The following is a 26,574-nucleotide window of genomic DNA, read 5'->3' as shown; positions in this document are numbered from 1 at the left end:
CGCTCAGTTCTCCTGTTGCGGTGTAGGGGTGGTGGTCTGGGGGGAGGCGGATGGCAGTCTCCGATCGGCAAGGACGGGGAATTCGGCCCGCGCCGCCGCGACCACCCCGGTGTCGATGTCGCAGAAGGTCACGCCCTCGTCCTCACCTGCCTCGACGAGGACCTCGCCCCATGGGTCGACGATCCGGCTGGTCCCGGCGAGCCGGACGCCGTCTGCTTGTTGGCCCACTGCGTTGCAGGGAGGATGTCCCGAGTTCCGTAGAACTTCGGTGGCGGCCCGTTGTGCGTCAGGCTGCGACGACCTCCTCATCATGCACGGCGGGTGTGACAGTTCCGGTGATCTCGGCGTCGAGCGCGGCGCGCAGCTTCGCCAGGTGCAGGTGGCCGTTGACCCGGCGGAACTGCTTGCCGGCCTCGACCATGCCGGCGGCGCACCAGCGCAGGGCCATCTGCCCGTCCCGCCAGCGCTTGACGTTGCGGGCGTGATCACGACAGATGGAGATCATCGACTCGATCGCGTTGGTCGAGCGCAGCGTGCGGGCCAGCGTGGGCGGCACCCCCAGGCGCAGCACGGTCAGCGTCTCGTGCAGGCCTTCGCGCAGGCTGGCAGCCGCGCTCGGGTGGGTCTTGTCCAGCTCCCGGGCCAGCCCGGTCAGCGCCGCCTCGGCCTCTAGCGCCGAGTCGGCGTGGTAGGCCGCGCGCATCTTCGTGCCGACCGGGCCGCGTAGCCGCTGCGGTAGTCGGTCCTGAACGTTTCGGATCTTGTGCAATTGGCAGCGCTGGATCACCGGGTGGTCGAAGACGTCGACCACGGCCTTGCGCAGCGCCTTCGCCCCGTCGATGCCGACCAGGATCGGCCGGCTCACGTCCAGCCCCCGATCGCGCAGGCCGACCAGCAGGTCGGTGACCACCGTGGCGTTCTCCGTCGCCCCCTCGACCAGGGCGAGGGGGTGCTTGACCCCCTCGGAGTCGATGCCCAGCGCGACGACGCAGCAGGATTCGCCGAAGTGCACCCCGTCGACCATCAGCGCGACCAGGTCCAATGCGGACAGGTCCGCGGCAAGCAGCTCGGCCAGGGCGGTCTCGGTCATCGCCACGAACTTCCGGGACACCGCCGACTTGCTCGTCGCCTTCGCCGCCGCGCTGACGTGGTCGCCGACCGGTTCCAGGCCAACCCGGTAGCGGCGGGTGGACAGGCCGGCCAGCATCCGCTCCATCGCCATCGACCCGAGGATCTCGGTGCCGCTGAACAGCTCGTAGGTGGGCACGGACAGCTCGCCGGAGCCGTCAGCGGCGCGCACCCGCGGACGGCTCACTGGCACCCGCCGCCCGCCCAGGGTCACCGACCCGCGCTCGGAGCCGTGCCGGACCGCGGTCCGACCGGCATCGTGCTTGCCCTTCGGCCCGGCCATCCCGGTCACGTCGGCCTCCATCAGCGCCTGCATCACCTGCAGGCCGGCGCCGACCGCGAGGGCGAGCAGGCCCTCACGCATCGTGCCGGCGATCTCGGCCATCGCCACATTCACCCGCTCCGGCACGACGACTCCGTCGCCGGTAGGCGTGTCGATCTTGTCCTTCTGGTACTTCTTGGTCACGGCGGTCCCCTGCTCGAAGTGGTGTCTTGGCGGACGCCCAACACCTACCTCACGGCCGGTGCGGGCGGGGGACCGCCACCTCAACTTCTACGAGACCCGGGACAACCTCACGACGAGGGCTGAGCACGGGTAGTAGGGATCGCCAGTGACGTGCCCTGGTGAAGTGGACTCACAGATGCCGTCGCGAGCCTGGCCACCGATTGCGGCGCATGACCGTTTCTCTTCGGCGGCTACGGCGGCGTTGTGCTGGGCTCGGGAGGCCGAAGCTGCCGCCGACGCCGCCGATGCGGACGCCCGGGCGCTTGCCTCTGCGGCCGCCGATATCTCGGCTGACTCCTGCTCGGCGTATTGCTCGTCGCACGCCACGATCCACTCATCAGCCAGCGCACGCGCTTGAGGCACGGGCACGCCGACGTACTGGGCAAACACCCGGTCCATGCCGGGGTCGCCGCCGTTGTCGCCGGTTGCTAGGTAGCGGAGGATCTCTTTCCCAAGGTCACACGCTGAGTACTGGGCGCGGATTAGGCCGTTCTCGTCGGCCACGGGTGGCACGCCCTCGCCGTCAAGGTGCTCTTCGGAAGGCGCGACATCCGTCGGCACGGCAGGAGAGGCCGTGCTGGCCGCGTTTGAGGTGCACCCAGCCAGACTCACAAATACGACCCAGGGTAACACCGCGGTGACGACGCGCACGGGCCCAGCCTGGCACCTTGGGACACTGGGCCGAGTCTGGCGCGCCGAGCCTGCACCGGGATACGACGTCATCTATCCCATAGCGGCCCACTAAGGGACATCAGCGGAGGAGGTGAGCGCGAGGCTGCAGATCGCGCCCGTCAGAACAGCGGAAGGGAGAAGCGCCCCGCTGGTGGGGTCAGACGGGTTCACTTCCCGCCGTGCGCGCAGTCCGTCGTCCGTTGTAGGTCCTCACCTGCTCGGTGATGGGATCGACCGTCGCGGCTAGGGCATCAACGATTCGCCAGGGCGAAGACCCCGAGGTCGTGGACGAGCATGAGCACGCGTTCGAGACGCTCGCCTACGTCTCAAGGACAACCTCGACAGGCGCATGGTCGCTCAGGCCAAGGTCCGTCGCGACCTCCGTTAGGACCCGCCACGACTTCACCGCCGCCTCGGTCTTGGTGTCGGCGTACAGGTGGTCGAGCATGAACTGCCGGCTGTCCGGCTTGATGTACGTCGGCACCTCGTCGGCAGAGTGGCGGTGACGGATGTCTGTGTAGCCGAGCGTTGCCAGATTCTCGAACAGCTTGGCCTCGTAAGGCTTCCCCGGCTCGTCGAACAGGAGTGACGAGTTCAGGTCCCCGCCGAAGAGGAACTCGTTGCCAGCCAGCAGCGGCTTGAGTTCGTGGGCGATCACCTCGATCTCAAACATCTCCTTCTCCCGACTCCGGAGGATGCCGTCGCGAGGCGGAAGGTCCTGATAGGTGCCCTTGTACTTCTTGGCGGTCTTCTCAAAGGAATGCGCGTCGGAGTGAACAGATGCGAACCACACGCCGTCGCCGTCAACGGGCTTGGCAACGGCCACCGCACCTCGAACAATCTGAAGCCAAGGCTGCTCCTCTGAAGGCTCCCACTTCTCGTACCCGCCATCGCGGACCAGGACAGCAGATCCCCAGTTCTTCCACTTTCCGGCGAACGCGACCGACTTCCAATGGTCGAGGTACTCCTCGCGGGGCACGACCTCCTGCAGCATCGCCACGTCGGCGTCTTGAGCATTGAGCCACTCCCATGCGGCAGCGTGCTTGGCTCCCGTGAACCCGAAGGCAGCGCCCATGTTCCAGCAAAGAATCTTCATACCCTGGTCCGTTCTACGAAGACCGCATTGACGTTTGGCTCGGGCTCCGAGAAGCGCTCCCGAGCAGCGGACACGGGCAGAGAGTAATGCCGGTTATCGCTCCAGCAACCGCGTAACCCACGTGTCTCCAGCCTCCTTGAGGGGTGTCGTCGCCGCAGGTTGGCAGTAGATCGGACGTCGGTACGACGCACCATCCGGACCACCCGCCCGGGTGTCCCATAGGCCGCCTTCAGGGACACCTCCACGGCCGCCTGCGACGGGAGCTCAGCCAGCCCCCTCCCTACGCCCCACTCCACAGAGCGACCCAATGCCGGTCGATCCCTACTGCAGGCTCACAGATCAAGTGCCACACACGTCTTGCATCTCGGGCGCCGCAACGCGTTGTGACAGGTTTCCTGGAGGTCGGCGCTCACCGTCCCGAGCATGATCAGCTGCGAAGCCGGCACCGCGTTCAACGTCGACCGTGCGCGCCAACGTCATCGGTCCTCTCCCCCGGCAGGGGCTGAACGACGCGGCGCGACCAAACGCCTCGAAGCGTTCTCGATACCCGATGATCATCTGGGACAGCCGGGTGGAGGGGCGACTGGCCGCATGATCGACCCGTCCCGGACCAGCTGCTGAAGGTGGATGGCGAGGGTGTTCGCCTCGTCCGAGTTGGCAATCACGTGGCGGCGGTCGATCTCGGCGTTGGCGAACTCGGCGTACATGTGTCGGGCGGCGTCCAGATCGGTGAATCCGTGTCCGACCCGGGACTGGACTCGATGTAGGCACAGCTGCTCGGGCGGTAGCAGGAGGGCGTAGTGGAGCCGGGTGACGCCGGCTGTTTGCCCGAAGACGTCCACGAACCACGGGCCGATCACCCCGTCGTAGACGACGGTGTACCCGCCGGCGGCGAGCCGACCGGCTGCGGCTGCGGCTGCGCTGACCACGGTCTCGTTCTGTTGGTGCGCTTCTCGTATCCACGGCGCCAGGTAGCCCCGGTCGATGAACCCGAAGAAGTCATCTCCCGCGACTCGGGCGCTGTGTTCGAACATGCCCGACAGGACGCGAGAAACGGTGCTCTTGCCTGCCCCGGGTGGCCCGGTCACCACGATTAGTTGCCCCACGAGATGATGGTGGCAGTCGCTCGGCGGAGGCGCTGAAGCGTTCGCCGGACTATGCGCCGCAAGCCGGATCCCGGAAGGGCCGACGATCACGCCGGGAGAAACCGGGTCGCCCAGAGGGTTTCCACGGCCGCCTGCTGGGCCAGCTCATCCATGGCACTGACGTCGACCCTTCTGATCACCGACTTTGGGTCCCCACCGGCGCACGAAGGCTCCCGGCCCAGAGCTCTCTCCAGTCACCGGGCGACTTCAAGATCATGAGCCGACACACCTCATGCACCTCGGGTCGAAGGGCCGCCTATTGACGGAAAGTTGACACTGCGGGCGCACGCTGCACGTCTATTCGCCGGCGGGTCGGCGGTGCGCGCGTCGCTGACCTGGGGACCATCCTGCTCTTGCTACGTTGACGCGACATTGTCGTGTTTCCGTTGACAGGGTGGGGTGCGGGGTTGGCGCAGGTGCCGGGCTCGGCGGGACTGGTTCTGGTCGAGGGCGTCGCTCATCTGGACGAGCCGGCTGCGGTGTTCGAGGGCATGCTGACCGGCTGGGCCAGGCAGCAGAAGTCGCGGATGCTCTCCGATGCCACCGTCTCCTCGCGGCTGTCACTGCTGCGCCGGTTCACCGAGTTCGCCGGCTCCTACCCGTGGTCGTGGACGCCGGCCGACGTCGAGGACTTCACCGTCGGGCTCACCTCCGGTGAGCGGCGGATGGCGCCGGCGACGATCCGCGGCTACCACCTGACGCTGCGGATGTTCTGCGACTACCTCACCGACGCCCGTTACGAGTGGCCCCGGCAGTGCCGCGACCGGTTCGGGCAGGTGCCCAGCCAGGTGTGTCACGAGTGGAACACCGTCGCGCACCTGACCGAGTACGAGGGACAACCGGCCCGGCGCCCGCTGTCCTACGACGAGCTGGAGCAGTTGTTCGACCACCTGGACCGTCAGGTGGATGTGATCGTCAAGTCCGGACGCAAGGGTGCGCTCGCCGCGCTGCGGGACGCGCAGATGATCAAGACCTGCTACGCCTTCGGGCTGCGCCGCAACGAGCTGTGCCGCCTCGACGTGGCCGACCTGCGACCCAACCCGCACGTGCCGGACTGGGGCGGCTACGGGTCGGTGCACGTGCGCTACGGCAAGGCCATCCGCGGCGGCGTTCCACGCCGGCGCACGGTGCTGGCGGTCCCGGAGTTCGACTGGGCGATCGCCGGGCTGCGGCAGTGGGCCGAGCAGGCCCGGCCCATCCTGCGGCCCGCGGACCATCCGGCGCTGTGGGTCACCGAGCGGCTCACCCGGGTCTCGACCAAGCACCTGGACAAGCGGTTCGCGGTGCTGCGCGCCGGCGCCGGGCTCGCCCCGGAGCTGACGCTGCACTGCCTGCGGCACTCCTATGTCACGCACCTGATCGAGTTCGGCTATCCGGAGCGGTTCGTGCAGGAACAGGTCGGGCACGCCTACGCCTCGACGACGGCGATCTACACCTCGGTCAGCAACGACTTCAAGAACAAGACGCTGCAGGCGGCGCTCGGCCGCGTCTACAAGCCGCCATCGACAACCACGGAGGCCACCGGGGCGACGACCGGGATGACGACCGGGACGGAGGTGCGCCGATGACTCGGCGGCTGGTGATGCGCTGGCACCTGCGGCAGGTGATGGCCTCCCGCGGCATCTTCCAGACCAGCGAGTTGGTGCCGCTGCTGGCCGAGCGCGGGGTGCACCTGACCCGCCAGTACGTGCACAAGCTGGTCACCACCCCGCCGCAGCGGGTCAACGTCGACCTGCTCGCCGCGCTCTGCGACATTCTCGGCTGCACCCCCGCCGAGCTGCTCGAACCCGTCGTCGAACAGGCCGAACAGGCCAAGACCGGCACCGTCGATGCGGCGCGGGAGGGGCTGGGCATCGGTGACCTCCGCCCGATCCGCGCCACCGTCCGGCGCCCGCACGAGGACCGGTGAGCGCTCCGCGCGGCTGGTCGACCACCACCTGCGGGCAGTGCGGCGAGCTGCGGCCCTGCCATCGGAAGATCCTCGAGCAGCGGGTCTGCCAGCGCTGCATGCTGCGCTTCCGTCGCACGGCCAAGCCGTGCCCGGGCTGCGGCCAGCTGAAGGTGCTGGCCTTCTACGACCCGCAGCGCCGCCCGGCCTGCGCCGGCTGCACCGGCCACGAGCCGGTCTACGCCTGCCCGTCCTGCGGCCGCGAAGACAGCCCATTCGGCCGCCACTGCGGGCCCTGCACCCTGCGCCAGCAGCTCACCGAGCTGCTCACCGACCCGACCGGAGACATCCACCCGAAGCTGCAGCCGGTCTTCGACGCCCTGATGGCCGGGCCGCGGCCGCAGACCACGCTCTACTGGCTGACCCGTGCCTCGGCCCGCCCGGACATCCTGCGGGACATGGCCCGCGGCGAGCTGGAGATCTCCCACGCCGCCTTCGCGGCTCTGCCGGCCACCCGGTCGGTCGACTACGTGCGCGATCTGCTCGCCGCGCTCGGCGTCCTGCCGCCCTACCAGCTGGCCGTCGAACGCATCGTCCCGTGGCTGCGCGAGCTCCTCACCGACCTGCCCAAACCCCACGCCGAGGTGATTGACCGATTCGCCCGCTGGCAGCTGCTGCGCCGGCTACGGCTCCTCGGCGAGCGTGACCGGGTCACCCGCGGCGGGGTGCAGCACGCCCGCGCCGCCGTGCTCGGTGCCGCCCGGTTCCTGCGCTGGCTCGACGAGCACAACGCCACCCTCGCCACCGCCACCCAGGCCCAGCTCGACGACTACCTGGTCAGCCATCCCGGCCGCGGCCGAAGCCTGAAGGTGTTCCTGGACTGGACACAACGCAGCGGCGTCGGCTCCGACCTGCACGTTCCCGGCGCCGAGCGGCCGCTGCCGCAGGTCACCCTCTCCGACCAGCGCCGCTGGCAGCAGGTCGAGCGGCTGCTGCACGACGACGACATCCGCCTCTATGTCCGCATCGGCGGGCTGTTCATGCTGCTGTTCGCCCAGCCGCTGGCCCGGATCTGCCGCATGCGCGCCGACCAGATCACCACCGAGCCCGACGGAGCCGTGACCGTCACCTTCGACGCAGCCCCCATCCAGCTGCCCGATCCGCTCGACCGGCTCGTGCTCGACCAGCTGGCCCGCCGCGGCCAGGCCTCCTACGCCAGCCGCCCCGACCGCTGGCTGTTTCCCGGCGGTCTGCCCGGAAAGCACCTGGTCACCGAGAACATCCGCTCCCAGCTCGTCGCTCTGGGCATCCGGCCCTCCGCCGCCCGCAAGGCCGCGATGTTCGACCTCGCCGCCCGGATGCCGGTGCCGATCCTGGCCGAACTGCTCGGCCTCAGCACGAACACCGCCACCCGCTGGGCCGCCCTCGCCGCCCGGGACTGGAGCCAGTACGCCGCCATGCGACGGGCCTGACACCACGACGCTCTCCCACCGACGACCAGGCTCCCTCCCCGCCGTCGTCGGCGGAGCCGACCGGAGACGGGCAATAGGAGGTGGTTCCGATATGCGCCTCCACCGATACCGAACGCGTGGTGACGGGTTTCTGGAGACCCGTCCGGAGCCTTGACGACATGGGAACCAGCGGCAGCCCCGAGTACCGAGCCCGACGGCAGGAGCGCGAGCGGCAAAGGCGTCAGCAAGCTCAGCCCATATCCATGAGGGAGGCCGGCTCGCCGAAGGCGGGCTCCGGCGTCGAGGGGCGAGATCGCCGGACCGCCGCTTCGGCCTGCGGGTGGTGCGGTGGGCCAATCACTCCGCGCAGCCGGGGCCCATCCCGAAGTGGTGCTCGGCCACCTGCCGGCACCGGGCCTGGGAGCAGACCAGGGCCGCTGCCTCTGGACTTTCCGCGGTGGAGCTCGTCGAGCGGTGCGTCGAGGTCCAGGTACCTCTCGCGCCCACTCGCCGCGAGTGGCCGAGACTGCTCGGCGAGCTCGTCGGCCAGCTTGACGACGGGCGGGTCTACGACCGCGACTTGCCCGCCCGAGGATGTCCCGAGTTCCGTAGAACTTCGGTGGCGGCCCGTTGTGCGTCAGGCTGCGACGACCTCCTCATCATGCACGGCGGGTGTGACAGTTCCGGTGATCTCGGCGTCGAGCGCGGCGCGCAGCTTCGCCAGGTGCAGGTGGCCGTTGACCCGGCGGAACTGCTTGCCGGCCTCGACCATGCCGGCGGCGCACCAGCGCAGGGCCATCTGCCCGTCCCGCCAGCGCTTGACGTTGCGGGCGTGATCACGACAGATGGAGATCATCGACTCGATCGCGTTGGTCGAGCGCAGCGTGCGGGCCAGCGTGGGCGGCACCCCCAGGCGCAGCACGGTCAGCGTCTCGTGCAGGCCTTCGCGCAGGCTGGCAGCCGCGCTCGGGTGGGTCTTGTCCAGCTCCCGGGCCAGCCCGGTCAGCGCCGCCTCGGCCTCTAGCGCCGAGTCGGCGTGGTAGGCCGCGCGCATCTTCGTGCCGACCGGGCCGCGTAGCCGCTGCGGTAGTCGGTCCTGAACGTTTCGGATCTTGTGCAATTGGCAGCGCTGGATCACCGGGTGGTCGAAGACGTCGACCACGGCCTTGCGCAGCGCCTTCGCCCCGTCGATGCCGACCAGGATCGGCCGGCTCACGTCCAGCCCCCGATCGCGCAGGCCGACCAGCAGGTCGGTGACCACCGTGGCGTTCTCCGTCGCCCCCTCGACCAGGGCGAGGGGGTGCTTGACCCCCTCGGAGTCGATGCCCAGCGCGACGACGCAGCAGGATTCGCCGAAGTGCACCCCGTCGACCATCAGCGCGACCAGGTCCAATGCGGACAGGTCCGCGGCAAGCAGCTCGGCCAGGGCGGTCTCGGTCATCGCCACGAACTTCCGGGACACCGCCGACTTGCTCGTCGCCTTCGCCGCCGCGCTGACGTGGTCGCCGACCGGTTCCAGGCCAACCCGGTAGCGGCGGGTGGACAGGCCGGCCAGCATCCGCTCCATCGCCATCGACCCGAGGATCTCGGTGCCGCTGAACAGCTCGTAGGTGGGCACGGACAGCTCGCCGGAGCCGTCAGCGGCGCGCACCCGCGGACGGCTCACTGGCACCCGCCGCCCGCCCAGGGTCACCGACCCGCGCTCGGAGCCGTGCCGGACCGCGGTCCGACCGGCATCGTGCTTGCCCTTCGGCCCGGCCATCCCGGTCACGTCGGCCTCCATCAGCGCCTGCATCACCTGCAGGCCGGCGCCGACCGCGAGGGCGAGCAGGCCCTCACGCATCGTGCCGGCGATCTCGGCCATCGCCACATTCACCCGCTCCGGCACGACGACTCCGTCGCCGGTAGGCGTGTCGATCTTGTCCTTCTGGTACTTCTTGGTCACGGCGGTCCCCTGCTCGAAGTGGTGTCTTGGCGGACGCCCAACACCTACCTCACGGCCGGTGCGGGCGGGGGACCGCCACCTCAACTTCTACGAGACCCGGGACAACCTCGTTGCAGGCGATGAGCACGACCTGCTCCTCGACCGCTCGGGCGGACGTGAACAGTCGCCAGTGCGCGAGTCGGGCGGCGGGCCACGCCGAGCACACCACGATCGTCTCGGCGCCGTCGTCGACGAGACCGCGGTACAGCTCCGGAAAGCGCAGGTCGTAGCACGTGGTGGTACCCAGCCGACCCAGTCCTGTGGTGACGGCGCTGACCTGCTCGCCAGGCGTGAGCAATTCGGCCTCGCGTGACTTGTAACCGAAGACGTGGATCTTCCGGTAGGTGTGCAGGATGTCCCCGCCGGGCCCGATCATCACCGCCGTGTTGTGCAGGTGACCCAGCTCGTCACGTTCGAGGACGCTGCCCATGTGCAGGTGGCAGCCCAACCGACGGGCCCACTCACGGGCCGCCTCAACGGTGTCGCCGTGGAGCGGTTCGGCCAGGTCGGCGTAGGAGTCGAAGGCGAAGTACCCCGGCAGCCACAGCTCCGGAAGAACCACGAGGTCCGCCCCCGCCGCATCGGCGACCATGTCCCCAACCCGACGGCGCCGCTCAGCGACCGGCTCCCCAGCGGGGCTGGCCACCTGCACAAGGGCTGTTCTCACTTCGCGTGATCACCGGCCGAGGAGAGGAAATTCCGCAGCTCGTTGTTGAACCGCTCGCCGATGCGCTGCACGGCGTGTGGGCTCCCGTCGAACAGCACGCGCTTGCCCGGGAGCTTCTCGGCGAGCACGTCGGCGACGTCTTCGAACCCCGGGGTTCCACCACCGGTGACGACCAGCTTCGGGAAGGGTGCCGCGGCCAGCTTCTCCAGCGGAACGCCGGTTTCCCACGGCCGTTCGGTCTTCAGGTTGCCCACCGCTTCCGCGAGCGGAGGCGGTAGCGGCGACGGCAACTGCATCGAAACGCCGAGGACCTTCAGGAACCCGTCGACGAAGGTCTCCAGGTCCGCGTCGCCGTTCTGCTCCCAGTGGGTGCGGAGGCCATCGATCAGCGCGTCCGCCTCCGAGTGGCCGGCCGCGTTCGGCAGTGCGGGCGGCTCAATGACCGTCAGCGACCACACCTTCTCCGGCGCCAGCGCAGCGGCGCGCATGGCCACGACACCGCCCATCGACGTGCCGACCAGATGAGCCCCGTCACCGAGGAGTTCGAGGATGTCCTCGGCGTCCCGGTCGGGATCGATCCGGTCGGTCGCCGGGCTCGGGCTGTAGCCGCGCCGGTACGGCGCGATCAGCCGGTACCGGTCGGCGAGCACCTGCTGCTCCCCGAAGGCTGCGGCAGCCGAGCTGAGGCTGCCGTGGACGAGGACGACGGTCGGGCCGGCATCGCCCCAGCGTTCCGCGCGGAGCTCACTCACCGCAACGCACCGGCGGCCTGCTCGGCGCGGGCGAAGACACCCTTGTCCACATCGAGCTGCCGGGACTGGAACTTCCAGCCGTCCGAGGTGCGGACGACGACGTCGTTGTAGACGCCGCTGGCGATGATGAACGGCGGCTCCTCGACCTGGAGCTTGACGACGAGGCAGTAGACGGTGGCCTGGTCTCCGTCGCCCTCGATAACGTAGTTCGTCATCACGTGACGGGCGCCGTCCTCCTTGCCGGCCGCGATGTGGCCGCGGATGAACTCCTTGATCGCGTCGTGACCGGTGAAGGTGCCGTACGTGGCGATGAACTGCCCGTCGGGTACCCAGCAGCCGGCCCAGGCCTCGACGTCGTGGTTGTCGAGGTGCCTCGTGTGGGAGTTCGACAGCTCCTGGATGGCCAGCTTGTCGTCGTGGGAGAGAGACATGAGCGCTCCTTGCGAGTTGGGGTGACCGGTAGAACGCTAGTATTCTAGTACTCAACATGCAAGTCCTGTAGCATGGGAGCCGTGGAAAAGCTGAGCGGTATCCCGCTTGTGGAGCGGCCTCCGACGCTGGCGCGGCGGGCATATCTGCAACTGCACCAGGCGATCCGCGACGGCGCGATCCGGCAGGACGTCCTCTACTCGGAGAACGAGCTCGCCGAGACGCTAGGTATGTCACGGACGCCGGTCCGCGAGGCGGTTCTGTCGCTGAGCCGTGAGGGCCTGATCGTCATCGAGTCCCAGCGGGGTTTTCGACTCCGCACGCTCTCGGCAGAGGAACGTCAGGAGATCTTCGACCTGAGATCGCTCCTGGAGGGCTACGCCGCCCGTCGACTCGCCGCGGCCGCGAGCTCACAGCAGGTTCGCCGCCTTCGCGAGCTCATCGACGCTCAAGAACACCTGGGAAGTGTTGGGCAGGAGTCTGCCTTTCTCTCTCTCGACGAACGATTCCACCTCCTCCAACCGGAGATGCTGGGGCTGGAACGAACGCACGACACGCTGGTCAGTCTTCGCGGGGCCATGTGGCTGATCGGCTACGAAGCGCTGTCCCTGCCGCGCCGGCACGAAAACGTGATCGCGGAACACCGCGCCATCGTCGACGCAATAACTCGCCGCGACCCGGAGGCCGCAGCCACGGCGGCGCAGGCGCACATTCACCGAACCGCTGCCGCAGTCCTGTGACCGAACCATCGCTTGATGGCTTCGCCAGCGAAGGCTTCCGCCGAATCCCGGCCCGGCCAGATTGGTGCGAGGACCGCTGCGCCAGGGCCGCATTCGGGCGGGCGGCACCGCCGGCCGACGTCATGACCTCGGAGCACCTCGCAGGGCAATGCCGTGGCATGATTGTGGCATGAGTAGAACACGGCTCAGCACTACGGTCGACGAAGATCTGCTCCAAGCCGCTCGACGTGTGCGAGTCGGTGACACCGACGCCGCCATGATCGATGAGGCGCTCCGCGCGCTGGTGGCGCGCCACCGTTCAGCCGAAGTCGAGGCGAGCTACACCGCCTACGACGAACACCCGCTCGACGAACCAGACGAGTGGGGTGACCTGGCGTCGTTCCGCGAAGCCACCGCACGGTCGTGACTACGCTGCCCGCGCGGGGCGAGGTCTGGTGGTGCGAGATGGCCGAGATCGGGCGCCGCCCGGTCGTCGTCCTCTCCCGCGACGCCGTGATCCCCCGACACCGGCGCGCACTCGTCGCACCATGCACCACCACCATCCGCGGACTCGTCAGCGAAGTCAGGCTCGAGCCCGGCGAGGACCCGGTACCCCGCCGCTGCGTGGTCAACATGGACTCGGTCGAGAGCGTCTCTGTCGCGGTCCTCGTTGAGCGGCTCGGCCGGTTGGCCGACGCCCGCATGCGGCAGATCTGCGGAGCCCTCGCCGTCGCGGTCGACTGTGCGGACTGACGCTGTCTCGGTGGAGGAACCCACCAGAGATATCGCGGGGCGGTGGGCCATGCCGTCGGCCACCGTCCCTCATGACCGGCCCGGTGAGCCGTCCTGGACCGGGAGGACGACAGGGACTCGCGCCTCCGGGCCGGCGTGGGCAGCAATGGCGCCCCGAACCGCAGCACTCGACTGCCCGCTGACCGCTACAGCCAGAAGCTGCTCCTCCGGCCGACATTTGGCGCTGAGGCACGCGGAAGGCACGGCACGCGCCTGACTTGACGCTGACCAGGCAAGATGGCGCCCCGAGTACCAAGCCTTCCAAGCTGACTGTGCGGGTTCGATTCCCGTCACCCGCTCCACCGCGGTGTCGCGGGACACTTTCCCAACCGCGGCGCTGCAGCGCCTGGCCGGCGCGGTCTTGGTCGACGCCCACGACAAATAGCAAGGCTCCGACCGGGCCTGATGCATCCGAACGGCGCCTCGGCCCAGTTCACGGTCGGTGCGCTGGTCCGTCAAGCGGTCGATGACGGATCCGGCGACGGCCAGAGACGATTGAGTTACGGCGTGAGGGCGTTGGGCCGACGCCGCCCCTGGCGGATGCCGCTGGCCGGTCAGCCCGCCGCAATCGACGTCGTAACGAATTCCCGAAAATGCATCAGCACCGCGGCCGGTTGCTGTTCAGGGATCCAGTGCCCACTGGGCTGGACACGCAGAACTCGCGGCCGGACCGCGATCCGGCTCGCCTGGCGCGACATCTCCGCGTGTGTAGCTGCATCCGCGAGGGCGAGGTACGGAATCGTGAGCGGGCCACTCGCGAAGAACCGCTCGTTGTCCACCATGTCGATGGGGAACTGCCGGTACCACTCCAAGGTGGCGGTCAGTGCGCCGGGTGCGGCATAGGCCCGCACGTAGACACCACGGTCGAACGCGCCGATGGAGGAGGTGTCGTAGTTGGTACCGGGATCGTGCCGATCGATGCGGTGGTCGATGTAAAAGGCCAGGTTGTCCCCGATGAGCCGGTCGGCGACGTCCTCGACCATGTGAAGGGCCCACCACCACTTCCACGGCTGCGCGCCGAACAGCCGGTAGTCCAAGCACGTCGCGTCCGGCACCTGCGCCGACATGATGACTAAGTGACTGACCAGCTCCGGATACTGCGCGGCACACGCATAGGCGACCTGGCCACCGATATCGTGTCCGACGACGGCAGCTCGCTCATGCCCGAGGGTGAGCACGAGAGTCGCGATGTCGTCCGCCATGGTCTTCTTGTCGTATCCCCCCGCGGTGATGGTTGATCCTCCGACTCCGCGCAGGTTGGGCGCGAGGACGGTGTGACTCTCGGCGAGGCCGAGCATGACATGTCGCCACACCCACCAGGTCTGCGGCCAACCGTGCAGGAGCACGACCGCGGGTCCGCTACCGCCCACGACCGCGTGAATCACTCCGTCCTGGGTCGAGACGGCGACGCCACGGAACCCACGTGGGGGTTCCGGGTGCACAGGCACGGGCGCCGTCATGACGGTGCTCGCCCGTCGGTATCGATCCCTGTCACATCTTCGGGCGCTGTCACAGCCTCGGGCGGCCGCCGGAGACCGCGGAAGGGGCGCACGACCTCCGTTCCGTCCGCGCGGCGGATCAGCACGTTGCGCGGCCCTTTTCCCGTCCAGCTCAGCAATACCGACACCGGCTTGCCGCGTTCCAGGTACACGCGGCCTGCAAGCCTGGACATGGCCCGAGCTCGTGCCGATGTGGCGCGGGGCCGCTCGGAAGCGAACCTTCCGATCAGGTCGTAGGCCTCCCCCGCTGCGGAGCACACCCGATCGAAGCGGAAGAATCCGTGGATCATGCCTGGGAATCGGTGCAGCGTGACATCCACCCCCGCTTCCCCCAGGCGTGCGGCCCAGGCCTCCCCCTCATCCCGCAGCACATCATGTTCCGCGGTGATCACCAGGGTCCGCGGGAGGCCGCTCACATCGGTCCGATGCGCCGGCGAGAAGTCCGAGTCCACCGATCCGTACCGCGCGCCGAGGAAACTGCTCCAGTACCAGCGCATGGTGTCTGCGGTGAGGAAGTATCCGTTGGCGTAGCGCCGGAAGGACTCCGAGCTCATGGTCGCGTCGATGATCGGATAGACGAGCACCAGGGCCTCGATCGACGGCGATCCTCCGCCGTCACGGGCGGCGAATGCGACCAGGCTCGCCAGGTGACCGCCTGCGCTGTCCCCGGCGACGACCAGAGGGCCGCGCACTCCGTGCAGCTCGCCACCGCCCGAGGAGATCCACTCGGCAACGGCAACGCAGTCGGAGATCGCGGCCGGAAACGGGTGCTCCGGGGCTAGGCGGTAGTCGACGCTCACGACCGGAAGGCGGCATCGATTGGCCAGTGCGCGGCAGGCGGCGTCGAAGGATTCGATGCCGCCGACGACCCAGCCGCCCCCGTGCAGGTACATGAGGGCGCCGGGGCGGGCGCCCTGTGGTCGGTAGATCCGGATCGGGACCGGGCCGCCGTCGCCGGGGACGGCGAGGTCGATGACCTCGGCGACGTGCTCTCCCGTCCCGGACACCCACTCCACCGACCGGAGATGGGTACGCCGTGCCGCGACGTGCACTGGGACACCGCTGTCGGCCTCAGCCTCGGGATCTGCGGCGAACATGTCCAGCACGACCTGCGCCTGCGGATTCAGGACGATCTGCTGGGACGCGCCGGAAAGGTCGGGATGCCTGTTAGGCATCGGCGACCTGCTCCCGCAGGTGGCGCAGGTTGCGCCCGAAGAAGACCGCGGGATCCCCGTCCGCCACCTCGGCTGCTACCACCCGTCCGATGAGGATGGTGTGATCGCCGGCCGGCAACCGCTGATAGGTCTCACAGGCCAGATAGGCGAGGGCGTCGGGAACCCGGAAGATCCCGAACGGGTCCGCGACGAAGGTGTCATCGAACTTGTCCTCGATCTTCGACGCGAAGCGGCGCGCGAGGTCCCAGTGATCGGGCCGAAGGATCGCGATACCAAACCTTTCCGTGGCCGCGAACACGTCGTGACAGCGGGCACCGACGTCGAGACAGGTCAGCACGAGTGGAGGGGCCGCGGAGACGGAGGCGAATGCACTCGCGGTGTAGCCGTGCGGTCGTCCGGATGGATCCCTGGTGGTGACCAGGGTCACGCCGCTGGGGAACCGACTCAGCGCCTCGCGAAAATTCCCCGGGTCCACCCCCTCGGTAACCGACTTGCCGCCGCCGTCCGTTGCATGCATTCCTGTCTCCTCTTCCATGGTCCAGTCGCCCAGGCGGGGCGGTGTTGCACGAGCCCCGCCCGGAGCGATCTTGGATCAGCTGATCTGTGGCGCGACTTTCTGCTTCAGCAGACGCAGCGAGTTGTTCCACGGCTCGGGGTCGGCGGCGTAGTGCAGCCCGAGGATGAGGAGGGTCTCGAAACCTCCGCAGGCGTCGTGCAGGCTGGTGAGCTTCTCGGTGACGGTGTCCACCGAACCGATTGCCCACTGGTGCTCGTACAGGTACTCGACGTCGACGTCGGCGTCGTCGACCGAGTCGTCGTGCTTGAGGTGCCCCAGGAAACCGAACTGCCGGTAGAGGGGCAGCATGTACTCGCTGTAGTAGCGGCCGAGCGCACCGTCGACGGCGTACTTGCGCGCTTCAGCGTCGGTGTCCGCTACGAAGACCTCCTTGACGACCCGCCAGTCCTTGCGGTCGGCCACCCGCCCGCCGATCTCGGCACCCTCCTCGACCGCCTCCCAGTGGCTGGCCATGTAGCGCTCGTTCATCGACAGCGACATGGGGATGTAGCCCTTCATGCCCGCGATCTTCAGGCTGCCGGAACGCTCGCTGAACCCGGCGAATGCGATCGGCGGGTGCGGCTCCTGATAGGGGTACATGTGCCAGCCGAGGCCCCCCTCGGCACCCCAGTCGTCGGCGATCCGCTCCACGGTCCAGAACTTGCCCTCGTACTTCCACGGGGTCTTGTCGGTCCAGAGCCGCTGGATGATCTCCAGAGACTCTCGGGCCATCTCGCGGTGCTGGCCGCTCATGCCGTCCACGCAGAAGGCGTTCCAGTCCGAGGGGATCGCGCCCGAGCCTGCCCCCATCAGAATGCGCCCCTCGGAGAGGTGGTCGAGGGCTGCGACGCGACAGGCCAGCTCCATGGGGTGGTGGTAGGGCAGCGCGTGTGCACCCACGGCGAGCTTGATGTTCGTGGTCTCGCGGATCGCCTGCGCGATCAGCAGATCCGGTGCGGGGTTGTTTTCGTACCGGCTCGTGAAATGCTCGCCTAGCCACACCTCGTCATAGCCGAGCTCATCCAGGAGCTTGATCTGTTCGAGGTCGTAGTCGTAGCCGGCCTTGTAGCTGTACTCCGGAAAGTGTCCCGGCTGGATGAACATCCCAAGACGCATGTGCTTTCCCTCCTGTGAGCGGCTGTTCTTCGGCAGAATTCGTAGTGCTCCGCAACGGCCATTTTTGGTGCTCCGCAACGGCCGGAGGTGTTGCAGGTTGCGACGGTTCTGTGTCAGAAGCACCCGTCCGCGCGTCGTTATCCGTCGGCGCTCGGGGTCCAGACGCGCCCGTCAGGGAACGCGTAGCGGGACAGCGAGTCAGGGACCATCTCTGCGCTGAAGCCGGGCCGCAGTGGCGCCAGGTAGCGGCCGTTGCGGACCCGTACCGGCTCGACGAAATGCTCATGCAGATGGTCGACGTACTCCAGCATGCGGTCGTCGAGACGCCCGCTCACGGCGAGGAAGTCGAACATCGCCAGGTGCTGGACGAGCTCGCAGAGCCCGACTCCTCCGGCGTGCGGGCAGACCGGGACACCGAACTTGGCCGCGAGCAGGAGGATCGCGATGTTCTCGGGCACGCCGCCGACCCGCGTGGCGTCCAGCTGGAGCACGTCGATGGCCGAGGCCTGCAGGAGTTGCTTGAACATCACCCGGTTGTGGACGTGCTCGCCCGTGGCCACCTTCACCGGCGCCACCGCGGCCCGGATGGTCGCGTGGCCGAGCACGTCGTCCGGGCTGGTCGGCTCCTCGATCCAAAACGGGTCGAAGCGGGCGAGCTCCCGGATCCACCGGACCGCGTCGCCGACGTCCCATCGCTGGTTGGCGTCGGCCGCGATCCGGATGCCCGGACCCACCGCCGCCCTGGCCGTCTCGAACCGGCGCAGGTCGTCGGCCAGATCCGCCCCGACCTTCAGCTTGATCAGGGTGAAGCCCTGCGCAACAGCCTGCGTCGCCAGCGCGGCCAGCTTCGCGTCGGAGTACCCGAGCCATCCCGGGCTGGTGGTGTACGCCGGGTAACCCTCACGCAGCAGCCGGTCCCGACGTGCGTCGAGACCAGGCCGGGCCGCCACCAGCAGGTCCAGCGCCTCCGACTCCCTCAGCGCGTCACGTAGGTACCGGAAGTCCACCAATGTCACTAGGTCTTGTGGGCTTAGGTCGGCCAGGTACTGCCAGAGCGGTTGGCCGGCCCGCTTGGCCACCAGGTCGAACGACGCATTGACGACCGCCCCCACGGCCATGTGCATGACCCCCTTCTCGGGGCCGAGCCACCGCAGCTGCGAATCGTGGCTCAGCCTCCGGGTGAAGTCGCTGAGCTCGGCCGCGGTCCCGGGCACCGGCTGTCCCTGCACGAGGGGGGCTAGGGCAGCGACCGCGGCGACCTGCACGTCGTTGCCGCGGCCGATGGTGAAGGCCAGGGCATGGCCGCTGTGGCCGTCGTCCGCGTCGGTCGTGAGAACTACGTATGCCGCGGAGTAGTCCGGGTCCGGGTTCATCGCATCCGAGCCGTCCAATTGCAACGACGTGGGGAACCGGACGTCCAGAGCGGTCAACGACGTGATGGTGGCCATACGCCCTCCGGGGAGGACCGGTGCTGCCCAGGGATGAGCCACGACATCGCACGTTTGCCCTCGACGACGGGGTTGTCGAGCCTGCCCACGCCAGGGATGGTGATCTCTACCCGGTCGCCAGCGCTCAGCGTGAGGCTGAGGTCGGGAACCAGCGCAGTGCCGGTCGATAGGACCGCACCGTCGGGAAAGTCCTGCTCGGCGTAGAGCCAGGCCACCAGGTCCTCGATACGGCGCTTGAGCAGCGCAGTGCTCGTGCTTCCCGAGAACACCGGCATGCCGTCGCGGTGGATCGTCATCACGATCTGCAGGTCGTAAGGGTTCGGCACCTCCCACCACGGGGTGATCAGGGCGCCGACCGCGCAGCTCCCCGCATACACCTTTGCCTGCGGCAGGTACAGCGGGTTTTCGCCCTCGATGCTCCGGGAGCTGACGTCGTTGCAGACCGTGTACCCCATCACCTCCCCGGCGGCGTTGGTGAGGACCGCCAGCTCTGGTTCGGGGGCCGAGGACCAGGAGTCGGCCCGGACGGCGACAGGCTCCCCGTCGCTGACGACTCGCCAGGGCACAGCTTTGAAGAACAGCTCCGGCCGTTCGCTGAGGTAGACCTGCTCGTAGACGGAGCCGCGCTGGCTCTCCTCGACCCGGGCGTCCAGGGACCGGGCGTAGGTGACTCCCGCCGCCCACACCTCCATGACCCCTTCGACGGGAGGCAGCCACTGCTGTGCGGCGGCGGGCTCCCCCGGACCGGCGGCGCACGCCTCGGTGACCAGGGCGAGGATGTCCGTCGCCGACAGGTGCAGCAGTTCAGCGAGACCACCCACCGCCAGCGGGAACACCTCGTCGCCCACGACGGCCCCCACGCGTGCCCGGTCGGAACCGGGACCGACGAAGCGCGCCAGCGTCAGGGCCGGTTCCGCCCGCGCCACGTCAGCGCCCGGACCCGGCCGCCGGGGCGGCGCACGACGCCGCCTCGGCGATCGTGCGGTCCTGCTCCGCACTGCCCCCGGAAACCCCCACCGCGCCGACCATGCGGCGGCGGTGGGTGATCGGCACCCCTCCGGCGAAGAGCACCATCCGCTCCGTCTGCGGCAAGCCGTGGACCAGCGCCGGGTCGTCGGCAATCCGCTCCCACCACTCGTGGGTGGGCACTCCGTTGAACGCCGCCACGGTGTAGGCCTTGTTCTCGGCGATCTGCTGGGACAGCAGGGGCGCGCCGTCCATCCGCACGAAGGCCAGCAGATGCGCGCTGCTGTCCACGACCGCCACGCAGGCCCTTACATCGAGGTCCTCCGCGGCGGCAACGGCCGCCGCGACGACGCGTTGGGCGACGACGTGCCCGATGGTGGCCGGACGCTGGATCTCATTCATCGGGCGGCTCAGCCGAAGTAGCCGAAGAGGAGGATGGCACCGAGCAGCAACAGCACGTACAGCGGTGCGCCTTTCCAGAGCCGGCGATCGGGACCGGTGTTGCTCTGCTGGCGGTTCAGCGCCACCACCACGATGATGATGACGCCGGTGACCATCAGGTTGGTCCACGGGTTGACGTTGAGCAGGTTGAGCAGGTTGGACACCAGGGCGATGATCAGCACGCCCACGCAGGTCCCGACGATCGACCCGCGTCCGCCAGAGAGCAGCGCGCCGCCCACGACGACCGCTGCGATGGCGCTGAGCTCGTAGCCGTTGGCGAAGTTCGGGTCCGCGGTGTTCAGTTGAGCCATGCCCAGCACCCCCGCCATCCCGGCGAGGAGCCCACTGATCACGTAGACGCCCAGGCGGTAGGCGCGCACGTTGATACCCGACCCGAAGGCGGCGTCCTCGTTGCCTCCGACGGCGTACAGGTTGCGCCCCAGGACCGTTCGGGACAGGGCGACCTGCCCCAGGACGGCGGTCACCACGAAGATGACGATCGGGACCGCGATGGGGCCGATCGTGCCCGTGGACAGGAAGGACATATTGGCCGTCTCGATGTAGACCGGTCGGGCGTTGGTGAGCTGAAACGCGACTCCGCGACCGATGGTCAAGGTGGCGAGCGTGACGATGAACGGCTGCAACCCGGCGGTGGTGACCCCGAGACCGTTGAGCAGGCCGAAGAAGACACCGGTCGCGAGGCTGGCGACGATGACCGCAGCCAGCCCGTAGGACTGGAATGCTGCGCCGACGACCGCCGCGGCGGCAGCGACCGAGGCGACGGACAGGTCGATGCCGCCCCCGCCGGACAGCACGACGAAGGTCTGCCCGATCGCGAGGAGCCCCAGCACGGCCGACAGTCGCAGGACGTTGGACAGGTTGGTCGAGGTCAGGAATACCGGGGAGAGCAGCGACCCGGCGATGACCAATACGACGAGCGCGGGCACCATGCCGCTCGTCGCGAACAGCTTCCGCGCCGTGGCGAACCGTGAGGTGCGATCCGACCGGGCGGCGGGCGACGTCGGTGAGGTGGTGGCCGGGGTATCGATCGCTGTCATGATCCCTGAGTTCCCATCGCGAGTTCGAGCACCGATTCCTCGGTGGCGGTTGCTGCATCGAGCTCTCCGACGCTCCGGCCGTCCCGCATCACGAAGATGCGGTCGCATATGCCGAGCAGCTCGGGCAGTTCGGAGGAGATGACGAGGACGGCTGCCCCGTGGTCGGCGAGTCGTCCGATCTGTTGGTAGATCTCTGCCTTCGCACCGACGTCGATACCCCTGGTCGGTTCGTCGAGGATGTAGACCCGCGGCCGCTTCGCCAGCCATCGGGCCAGGATCACCTTCTGCTGGTTGCCTCCCGACAGGTTGCGGACCAGGGTGCTGGTGCTGGGCGCCTTCACCCCGACCGCGTCACTGGCCTGCTTGCTGTAGGACCGCAGGCGTCGCCGTCGCAGGAACAGCGCCGTCGACATCGCCCGCAAGTGCGGAAGGCTGATGTTGTCGGCGATCGAGAAGTCGAGCACGAGGCCCTGCTCCTTGCGCTCCTCCGGCACCAGGGCCAAGCCGGCGTTGATGGCCTTGCGCGGCGAACGCGTCGTGACCGGACGGCCGTCGATGCTGATCGTGCCGTGGTGCAGCCGGTCCAAACCGAAGATCGCCCGTGCCACCTCGGTGCGTCCGGCACCCATCAGGCCGGCGATTCCCAGGACCTCCCCGCTGTGCACGTCGAAACTGACGTTCGAGAACACCCCGTCACGGCCCAGATCGTTGACCGACAGGACCACCTTTTTGTCGACGTGGTGCGCGCTCCGGGTGTCGAAGAATCGCTCCACCGGCCGGCCCACCATGGCGCGGACGAGGGCGTCCTCGGTGGCCTCCTTGGCCGGCATGTGCCCGACGACGTGCCCGTCGCGCAACACGGTGATGTCGTCGGCGATCTGCGCCAGTTCGGGCAGCCGGTGGCTGACGTACAGCAGCGCAGCACCATTCGCCTTGAGCTCCGACAACACCGCGAAGAGGCGCTCGATCTCCGGGTCGGTCAGCGCTGCGGTCGGCTCATCCAGGATGAACAGCCGGCCGCGCAAGGCGATGCCACGGGCGATCATCACCATCTGGCGCACCGCTGGTGGGTGTGACGCCAATGGCGTCCGCGGGTCGATCGACACGCCCAGGCGGTCCAGCAGCTCGCTGGTCCGCTTGAGCAACTCTCGGCGGTTCACCAGGCCGGCCCGCCGCGGCAGGTGGCCCATGTAGATGTTCTCCGCGACGCTGCGGTCGCCTGCCAGCGAGAGCTCCTGCGGGACCAGGCTGATGCCGTGTCGGCGTGCCTCGGCCGGGGTGGGCAGGTGCACCGGCAGGCCGTCGATCCGGATCTCCCCTTCGTCCGGTGCCATGGACCCCGCGATGACCTTGATCAGGGTCGACTTGCCTGCCCCGTTCTCCCCCACCAGGGCGTGCGAGCGGCCGGCGCTCAGCTCGAGGTCCACGCCGGTGAGCGCGTTGACCCCTGGAAACCGTTTGCTGATCTGGGTGAGCGTCAGCAGCGAGGCCGCCGCCGTGGCCGGGGGAACCGGGGCCACGGCGTGCGCGTCAGCCGGCCGGGAGTTCATGGTTCCGGGGCGTGGTCTTCTGGCCGAGGATCTCGGCGTGGTTGTCCTTGATGTACTCCGCGCACCGGACGGCGACCGCCTGCAGCGTGCTTGTCGGGTTGACGGCGGCGCTGGTGGGCAGCGAGCTGCCGTCGGCGATGAACAGGTTCGGGACGTCCCAGGTCTGGTTGAACTTGTTGGTCACCGAGTCCTCGGGTGTGTTGCCCATCCGCGCGGTCCCCATCAGGTGCCAGCCCGGTTGCGGGAAGTCGTAGCCGCCACTGCCGCTGCTCGAGGTGTCGATGAGCCCTCCGGCGACAGCCGCCGCCTCCCGCGCCCGTTCGCGGCCGTACGCGAGCAGCCGCCGGTCGTTCTCGTGGAGCTCGTAGTTGACGTGCGCCGCGGGCAGGCCGCTGGAGTCGGTGACCGTCGAGTCCAGGGTCACCCGGTTGGTCGCGATCGGCAGGTCCTCCCCCTGGATGTAGACCAGGAGATGACTGCCGAAGTGGGTGTTGAAGAACTCACGGTGGCCTGCGCCCCAAGGGGCCAGGTTTCCGCTGTTGGCGCCGAGCGCGCTGTGCGCAGCCCCGGAGGAGCGCCCGACCTGGATGGAGAACCCGTTGACGAAGCCGCGGTCGGGATCGCTGTTGTAGAACTCCTGGCTGTACAGGACCGCAGCCTCCTGGGCCTTGTAGCCTTCGATGGGTTCGTCGAACCAGAAGTCTTCGAAGGCCCAGGCGTGGAACATCAGATGTGTTCCTACGAGGCCGCTGGAGTTGGCCAGCCCGTCCGGGTGACCGGCCTGCGCCGACATCAGCAGCAGCCGCGGCGTGCCGACGCCGTTGGCGCACAGCACCACGATCTTGGCTCGCACCTCGGAGCGTTGGCCGGTGCGGCGGTCGATGTACGTGGCCCCCGTCGCACGCCCTTTATCCACGTTGATGCGCTCCACACGTGCGTTGGTGCGCAGGTCGACACCGTTGCTCAGTGCCTTGGGCCAGTACGTGACGTCCGGGGTGGCGATGGAGTGGCGAGGGCAGCCAGCCAGGCAGGGGCCGCAGGCGTTGCAGGCCAGCCGGTTGTCCTTGGGTCGGGTCAGGATCGAGTGGTCGGCCGGCCACCAGTGCCAGCCAAGGGTGTCGAACGCGCGCGCCAGGCGGTTGCCCACCTTGCCCGGCGGGATGGCCGGGCCCCAGCCGGGCAGCCGGGCCGGGTTGCCCGGGTCACCCGGTCGGCGAGCCACGCCCACCTCGGCGTCGTTGATGGCGTAGAACGGCTCGAGGTCCTCGTAGCTGATCGGCCAGTCGATCGTTCCCTCGACGCCGTGCTCGGTGCCGCGCCGGAAGTCGACCGGCTTGAACCGCGGCCAAGCTCCGGCGTAGATGATCGCCGAGCCGCCGACCGCGTTGTACATCAGCGGTGGGGTGTTGCCCGTGGTCGGGTAGTCCTCGGGGAGCTGGCGCACGTTCGGGTCGTGTGACCACCCGCGCCGCTTCTCGATCTCCCATTCCGAGTGGAAGTGCGGGTGCTGCAGCGGGTGTACCCAGTCACCCTGCTCCAGGCAGATCACCGTGATGCCGGCGTCGCTGAGCCGCTTGCTCACCGCCGCACCGCCTGCGCCGGCCCCGATGACCAGGACGTCGGCCTCGCTGTAGCTCGCCATCAGTTCTCGCTCGCGTCCTCGTAGTTGGGCAGGCGGTCGAGGGGCTTCACCTCGGTGGTCGCCAGGAAGCTGCCCCGCACCCGGCTGAGCAGCTCGGCGTCCCACTCCTCGAGCCCGTCGAGGTAGCCGTAGGGCTGCGGGGTGTTGCGGTAGTCATGGGCCGCCGGCACGTTCGCGTTGATCGCGCGGGTCACCGCCGGTCGGCTGTAGTAGCCGAGGTAGACGACGTCGCGCAGGGCGGTGAAGAAGGCGGGGTCGTCCTGCTCCAGCGCGGTCAGCGTCGCCACCGGGTCATCGGCCTGGGCCGACAGCGCGTCCAGCCGGGCCTTGAGGTCGTCCTCGGCCAGGTAGGGGTACCACCGGGGCAGTTGCCCCGTGGGCGTGGTGTAGCGGGCGACGAAGCCGGCCACGTCGACCTCGCTGGGGGCGGGGAAACCGCCGCCCGGCGGGACGAGCGCGTCGGCGAGAGCGTCCAACACGTTGTGCTGTACAGGGCTGAATCGGACACCCTGAGAGCCACCCAGGGGCGGCCGGTCGAGCTGAAGGTTGTCTACGGTCATGGTGGATCCTTCTGTCCTGACGCCTGCCGGGAGTGGTGGCGGGATGTGGGAGGCGGGTAGTCGCCTCCCACATCCCGCGGTCGATCCGGTCCGCGGCTACCTCTGAGGGGTCAGCCCGGCCAGGTCCGCTGCAGCTCCCCCGGAGCCGTCTCGGGGGTGATGAGCGGCGGCTGCCCCAGCGCCAAGTCGTGCGGGACCTCCTCGCCGGTCAGGTGGTAGATCGCCGCCCGCAATGCGACGTCCCCGTGGATCGGGGTCCATGGAGAGATGGCGAAGAACGTGCCGTCGATCGCCGCCTGCGTGGCGACCTTGCCGTCGACCACCGTGAAGTGCGGGATGTCGGTGCGGTCGTAGTCCTCCAGGGCCTGCGCCACGCCGAACCCGATTTCGCTGTACTGCGTGAACCAGGCATCGATCTCCTCCCCCTGACGGGACTGGAGGAAGTCGAGTGCAACCTTGTAGCCCTGGCCGCGGCTGTAGTCGGTCGGAGCGGTGTACTCGACCTTGATGTCGGGGTACTTCTCCCTGAGGTTCTGCGCCAGAAGGGTGCGCCACAGGATCTGCGGTGAGGACCCGAGGGCGCCGTCGGTTTCCACGACCGTGCCCTTGCCGCCGAGCTGCTCGCCGATCGCCTCGGCCATGTCGGCGGTGGCCTTGCGGTGGTCGAGGTAGATCCAGGTGTCATAGTCGCGGGTGGCGACGGTGCGCTCCATGCCGATGACGACCTGCCCGGCCTGGTTCAGCTTCTCGATCTCCGGCGTCAACGGTTCGACCGAGTGCGGCCAGATGAGGAACGCGTCCACCTTCTGGGCCAGGCAGCTCTCGAGGTCGGCGACCTGCTTCAACGGGTCGTTGTTGGTGTTGTAGTACAACACCTTCACGTTGGGGTGACGCGCTGCCTCGATCATGACGCTCTCCTGCTGGGCGACTGCCCAGGTCGAGCCGGTCAGCGCCTGCGAGAAGCAGAAGGTATAGGTCTTCTCCGGATCTCCGATCGGACCGTCTGGCAGCGGCAGCACGTGCGTGTAGGGCAGCGAGACCGTGCCGCCCTGGATGGGGGCGGTGACGGGAGTGCCCGGCTCGGCTGCGAAGCTCTCCGCATCCTCGGGCGGCAGCAGGAACTCGTCGATCTTCGTGCTGTCGACGGCGGCGGCATCGTCTGTCGAATTCGCCGTCGACGGGCTGCAGGCCACGGTGAAGGCCAGAACGCCGGCCACCCCCGTGACAAGTGCGGCGCGCCGCACTGGGCGTCTCTTACCCACTGATTCCTCCAAGGAGACGTTCTCACGGCGCCATCTGCGCTGGGGGAGAACTCTCTGGGAGATGGCCGTGAGG

27 protein-coding genes are annotated in these 26,574 nt (G+C 68.7%); 6 read left to right on the top strand and 21 right to left on the bottom strand.

What is annotated here, in order from left to right:
* Positions 1-3 precede the first annotated feature (3 nt).
* From BLASA_RS26405 to BLASA_RS06480, 5 genes are all read right to left on the bottom strand, one after another.
* Complete coding sequence (locus tag BLASA_RS26405) at positions 4-309, bottom strand: nitrilase-related carbon-nitrogen hydrolase (RefSeq protein ID WP_331371089.1); 306 nt, start codon at positions 307-309, stop codon at positions 4-6.
* Complete coding sequence (locus BLASA_RS06495; RefSeq protein ID WP_014374930.1) at positions 287-1,594, bottom strand: IS256-like element ISBsa1 family transposase; 1,308 nt, start codon at positions 1,592-1,594, stop codon at positions 287-289. Before BLASA_RS06495 ends, BLASA_RS26405 begins: the two co-directional genes overlap by 23 nt.
* A gap of 87 nt (positions 1,595-1,681) precedes the next feature.
* Positions 1,682-2,284 carry a hypothetical protein gene (locus BLASA_RS06490; RefSeq protein WP_014375259.1) on the bottom strand — a complete coding sequence of 201 codons (603 nt, stop codon included), beginning with the start codon at positions 2,282-2,284 and terminating at the stop codon, positions 1,682-1,684.
* A 340-nt stretch (positions 2,285-2,624) separates the two neighbouring features.
* Positions 2,625-3,401: an endonuclease/exonuclease/phosphatase family protein gene (locus BLASA_RS06485; protein WP_014375257.1), complete on the bottom strand. Its 777-nt coding sequence runs from the start codon at positions 3,399-3,401 to the stop codon at positions 2,625-2,627.
* Positions 3,402-3,955: 554 nt separating this feature from the next.
* Complete coding sequence (locus tag BLASA_RS06480; RefSeq protein WP_331371054.1) at positions 3,956-4,489, bottom strand: hypothetical protein; 534 nt, start codon at positions 4,487-4,489, stop codon at positions 3,956-3,958.
* Between the two features lie 473 nt (positions 4,490-4,962).
* On the opposite strand from BLASA_RS06480, the gene BLASA_RS06475 reads away from it, so the two are divergent.
* Genes BLASA_RS06475 through BLASA_RS06465 form a run of 3 tightly spaced genes read left to right on the top strand, consistent with a single transcriptional unit; the run spans position 4,963 to position 7,906 of the window.
* Complete coding sequence (locus BLASA_RS06475) at positions 4,963-6,114, top strand: tyrosine-type recombinase/integrase (RefSeq protein WP_231839624.1); 1,152 nt, start codon at positions 4,963-4,965, stop codon at positions 6,112-6,114.
* Positions 6,111-6,455 carry a helix-turn-helix domain-containing protein gene (locus BLASA_RS06470; RefSeq protein ID WP_014375253.1) on the top strand — a complete coding sequence of 115 codons (345 nt, stop codon included), beginning with the start codon at positions 6,111-6,113 and terminating at the stop codon, positions 6,453-6,455. Before BLASA_RS06475 ends, BLASA_RS06470 begins: the two co-directional genes overlap by 4 nt.
* Complete coding sequence (locus BLASA_RS06465) at positions 6,452-7,906, top strand: hypothetical protein (RefSeq protein WP_014375252.1); 1,455 nt, start codon at positions 6,452-6,454, stop codon at positions 7,904-7,906. The genes BLASA_RS06470 and BLASA_RS06465 overlap by 4 nt, the downstream gene beginning before the upstream one ends.
* Positions 7,907-8,522: 616 nt before the next feature.
* On the opposite strand, the gene BLASA_RS06460 is transcribed toward BLASA_RS06465, so the two are convergent.
* Genes BLASA_RS06460 through BLASA_RS06445 form a run of 4 tightly spaced genes read right to left on the bottom strand, consistent with a single transcriptional unit; the run spans position 8,523 to position 11,719 of the window.
* On the bottom strand, positions 8,523-9,830 hold the full coding sequence (locus BLASA_RS06460; protein WP_014374930.1) for an IS256-like element ISBsa1 family transposase: 1,308 nt from the start codon (positions 9,828-9,830) through the stop codon (positions 8,523-8,525).
* Positions 9,831-9,879: 49 nt separating this feature from the next.
* On the bottom strand, positions 9,880-10,515 hold the full coding sequence (locus BLASA_RS06455) for a nitrilase-related carbon-nitrogen hydrolase (RefSeq protein WP_231839561.1): 636 nt from the start codon (positions 10,513-10,515) through the stop codon (positions 9,880-9,882).
* A 17-nt stretch (positions 10,516-10,532) separates the two neighbouring features.
* Entirely contained in the window at positions 10,533-11,288 is a 756-nt protein-coding gene (locus BLASA_RS06450; RefSeq protein WP_014375250.1) for an alpha/beta fold hydrolase, read from the bottom strand.
* Positions 11,285-11,719: a nuclear transport factor 2 family protein gene (locus BLASA_RS06445; protein ID WP_014375249.1), complete on the bottom strand. Its 435-nt coding sequence runs from the start codon at positions 11,717-11,719 to the stop codon at positions 11,285-11,287. The genes BLASA_RS06450 and BLASA_RS06445 overlap by 4 nt, the downstream gene beginning before the upstream one ends.
* Before the next feature lie 81 nt (positions 11,720-11,800).
* Here BLASA_RS06445 and BLASA_RS06440 point away from each other — a divergent pair, with 81 nt between their 5' ends.
* From BLASA_RS06440 to BLASA_RS06430, 3 genes are all read left to right on the top strand, one after another.
* The gene (locus tag BLASA_RS06440; protein WP_014375248.1) at positions 11,801-12,457 is read left to right on the top strand and encodes a GntR family transcriptional regulator; all 657 of its coding nucleotides are present in this window, start codon (positions 11,801-11,803) and stop codon (positions 12,455-12,457) included.
* 169 nt (positions 12,458-12,626) lie between these two features.
* Positions 12,627-12,863, top strand: a complete 237-nt coding sequence (locus BLASA_RS06435) for a type II toxin-antitoxin system VapB family antitoxin (protein WP_014375247.1) — start codon at positions 12,627-12,629, stop codon at positions 12,861-12,863.
* A complete protein-coding gene (locus tag BLASA_RS06430; protein ID WP_014375246.1) occupies positions 12,860-13,189 on the top strand; it encodes a type II toxin-antitoxin system PemK/MazF family toxin in 330 nt (109 codons plus the stop codon). Before BLASA_RS06435 ends, BLASA_RS06430 begins: the two co-directional genes overlap by 4 nt.
* Before the next feature lie 593 nt (positions 13,190-13,782).
* Here BLASA_RS06430 and BLASA_RS06425 read toward each other — a convergent pair.
* The 12 genes from BLASA_RS06425 to BLASA_RS06370 all read right to left on the bottom strand — a co-directional run bounded on the left by BLASA_RS06425 (position 13,783) and on the right by BLASA_RS06370 (position 26,456).
* Complete coding sequence (locus tag BLASA_RS06425) at positions 13,783-14,688, bottom strand: alpha/beta fold hydrolase (protein WP_014375244.1); 906 nt, start codon at positions 14,686-14,688, stop codon at positions 13,783-13,785.
* Positions 14,685-15,824 (bottom strand): alpha/beta hydrolase, encoded by a 1,140-nt coding sequence (locus BLASA_RS06420; RefSeq protein WP_231839623.1) that lies wholly within the window; start codon positions 15,822-15,824, stop codon positions 14,685-14,687. The genes BLASA_RS06425 and BLASA_RS06420 overlap by 4 nt, the downstream gene beginning before the upstream one ends.
* A 70-nt stretch (positions 15,825-15,894) precedes the next feature.
* Positions 15,895-16,419: a flavin reductase family protein gene (locus tag BLASA_RS06415; protein ID WP_014375242.1), complete on the bottom strand. Its 525-nt coding sequence runs from the start codon at positions 16,417-16,419 to the stop codon at positions 15,895-15,897.
* A 75-nt stretch (positions 16,420-16,494) separates the two neighbouring features.
* Positions 16,495-17,574, bottom strand: a complete 1,080-nt coding sequence (locus tag BLASA_RS06410; protein ID WP_014375241.1) for an LLM class flavin-dependent oxidoreductase — start codon at positions 17,572-17,574, stop codon at positions 16,495-16,497.
* A 137-nt stretch (positions 17,575-17,711) separates the two neighbouring features.
* Complete coding sequence (locus BLASA_RS06405; protein WP_231839559.1) at positions 17,712-19,004, bottom strand: enolase C-terminal domain-like protein; 1,293 nt, start codon at positions 19,002-19,004, stop codon at positions 17,712-17,714.
* On the bottom strand, positions 19,001-19,948 hold the full coding sequence (locus BLASA_RS06400; protein WP_014375239.1) for a fumarylacetoacetate hydrolase family protein: 948 nt from the start codon (positions 19,946-19,948) through the stop codon (positions 19,001-19,003). Before BLASA_RS06400 ends, BLASA_RS06405 begins: the two co-directional genes overlap by 4 nt.
* Before the next feature lies 1 nt (position 19,949).
* Positions 19,950-20,390: a GlcG/HbpS family heme-binding protein gene (locus BLASA_RS06395; protein ID WP_014375238.1), complete on the bottom strand. Its 441-nt coding sequence runs from the start codon at positions 20,388-20,390 to the stop codon at positions 19,950-19,952.
* Positions 20,391-20,398: 8 nt separating this feature from the next.
* Positions 20,399-21,487 (bottom strand): ABC transporter permease, encoded by a 1,089-nt coding sequence (locus tag BLASA_RS06390; RefSeq protein WP_014375237.1) that lies wholly within the window; start codon positions 21,485-21,487, stop codon positions 20,399-20,401.
* A complete protein-coding gene (locus tag BLASA_RS06385; RefSeq protein ID WP_014375236.1) occupies positions 21,484-23,037 on the bottom strand; it encodes a sugar ABC transporter ATP-binding protein in 1,554 nt (517 codons plus the stop codon). Before BLASA_RS06385 ends, BLASA_RS06390 begins: the two co-directional genes overlap by 4 nt.
* On the bottom strand, positions 23,018-24,679 hold the full coding sequence (locus BLASA_RS06380; protein WP_014375235.1) for a GMC family oxidoreductase: 1,662 nt from the start codon (positions 24,677-24,679) through the stop codon (positions 23,018-23,020). The genes BLASA_RS06385 and BLASA_RS06380 overlap by 20 nt, the downstream gene beginning before the upstream one ends.
* A complete protein-coding gene (locus BLASA_RS06375) occupies positions 24,679-25,239 on the bottom strand; it encodes a hypothetical protein (RefSeq protein WP_014375234.1) in 561 nt (186 codons plus the stop codon). The genes BLASA_RS06380 and BLASA_RS06375 overlap by 1 nt, the downstream gene beginning before the upstream one ends.
* Before the next feature lie 110 nt (positions 25,240-25,349).
* A complete protein-coding gene (locus tag BLASA_RS06370) occupies positions 25,350-26,456 on the bottom strand; it encodes a substrate-binding domain-containing protein (RefSeq protein ID WP_166486486.1) in 1,107 nt (368 codons plus the stop codon).
* Positions 26,457-26,574: the final 118 nt, after the last annotated feature.

Source organism: Blastococcus saxobsidens DD2 (assembly GCF_000284015.1).
GTDB lineage: Bacteria > Actinomycetota > Actinomycetes > Mycobacteriales > Geodermatophilaceae > Blastococcus > Blastococcus saxobsidens_A.
Note: the sequence above shows the minus strand (reverse complement) of the source record. Positions and strands in the feature narration are given on the sequence as shown.

Excerpts from the sequence above, each read along its gene's own strand:
- BLASA_RS26405 (WP_331371089.1), bottom strand. The coding sequence starts at position 309 with ATGAGGAGGTCGTCGCAGCCTGACGCACAACGGGCCGCCACCGAAGTT.
- BLASA_RS06485 (WP_014375257.1), bottom strand. The coding sequence starts at position 3,401 with ATGAAGATTCTTTGCTGGAACATGGGCGCTGCCTTCGGGTTCACGGGA.
- BLASA_RS06470 (WP_014375253.1), top strand. The coding sequence starts at position 6,111 with ATGACTCGGCGGCTGGTGATGCGCTGGCACCTGCGGCAGGTGATGGCC.
- BLASA_RS06445 (WP_014375249.1), bottom strand. The coding sequence starts at position 11,719 with ATGTCTCTCTCCCACGACGACAAGCTGGCCATCCAGGAGCTGTCGAAC.
- BLASA_RS06435 (WP_014375247.1), top strand. The coding sequence starts at position 12,627 with ATGAGTAGAACACGGCTCAGCACTACGGTCGACGAAGATCTGCTCCAA.
- BLASA_RS06425 (WP_014375244.1), bottom strand. The coding sequence starts at position 14,688 with ATGACGGCGCCCGTGCCTGTGCACCCGGAACCCCCACGTGGGTTCCGT.
- BLASA_RS06420 (WP_231839623.1), bottom strand. The coding sequence starts at position 15,824 with ATGTTCGCCGCAGATCCCGAGGCTGAGGCCGACAGCGGTGTCCCAGTG.
- BLASA_RS06415 (WP_014375242.1), bottom strand. The coding sequence starts at position 16,419 with ATGCATGCAACGGACGGCGGCGGCAAGTCGGTTACCGAGGGGGTGGAC.
- BLASA_RS06410 (WP_014375241.1), bottom strand. The coding sequence starts at position 17,574 with ATGCGTCTTGGGATGTTCATCCAGCCGGGACACTTTCCGGAGTACAGC.
- BLASA_RS06395 (WP_014375238.1), bottom strand. The coding sequence starts at position 20,390 with ATGAATGAGATCCAGCGTCCGGCCACCATCGGGCACGTCGTCGCCCAA.
- BLASA_RS06390 (WP_014375237.1), bottom strand. The coding sequence starts at position 21,487 with ATGACAGCGATCGATACCCCGGCCACCACCTCACCGACGTCGCCCGCC.
- BLASA_RS06385 (WP_014375236.1), bottom strand. The coding sequence starts at position 23,037 with ATGAACTCCCGGCCGGCTGACGCGCACGCCGTGGCCCCGGTTCCCCCG.
- BLASA_RS06380 (WP_014375235.1), bottom strand. The coding sequence starts at position 24,679 with ATGGCGAGCTACAGCGAGGCCGACGTCCTGGTCATCGGGGCCGGCGCA.
- BLASA_RS06375 (WP_014375234.1), bottom strand. The coding sequence starts at position 25,239 with ATGACCGTAGACAACCTTCAGCTCGACCGGCCGCCCCTGGGTGGCTCT.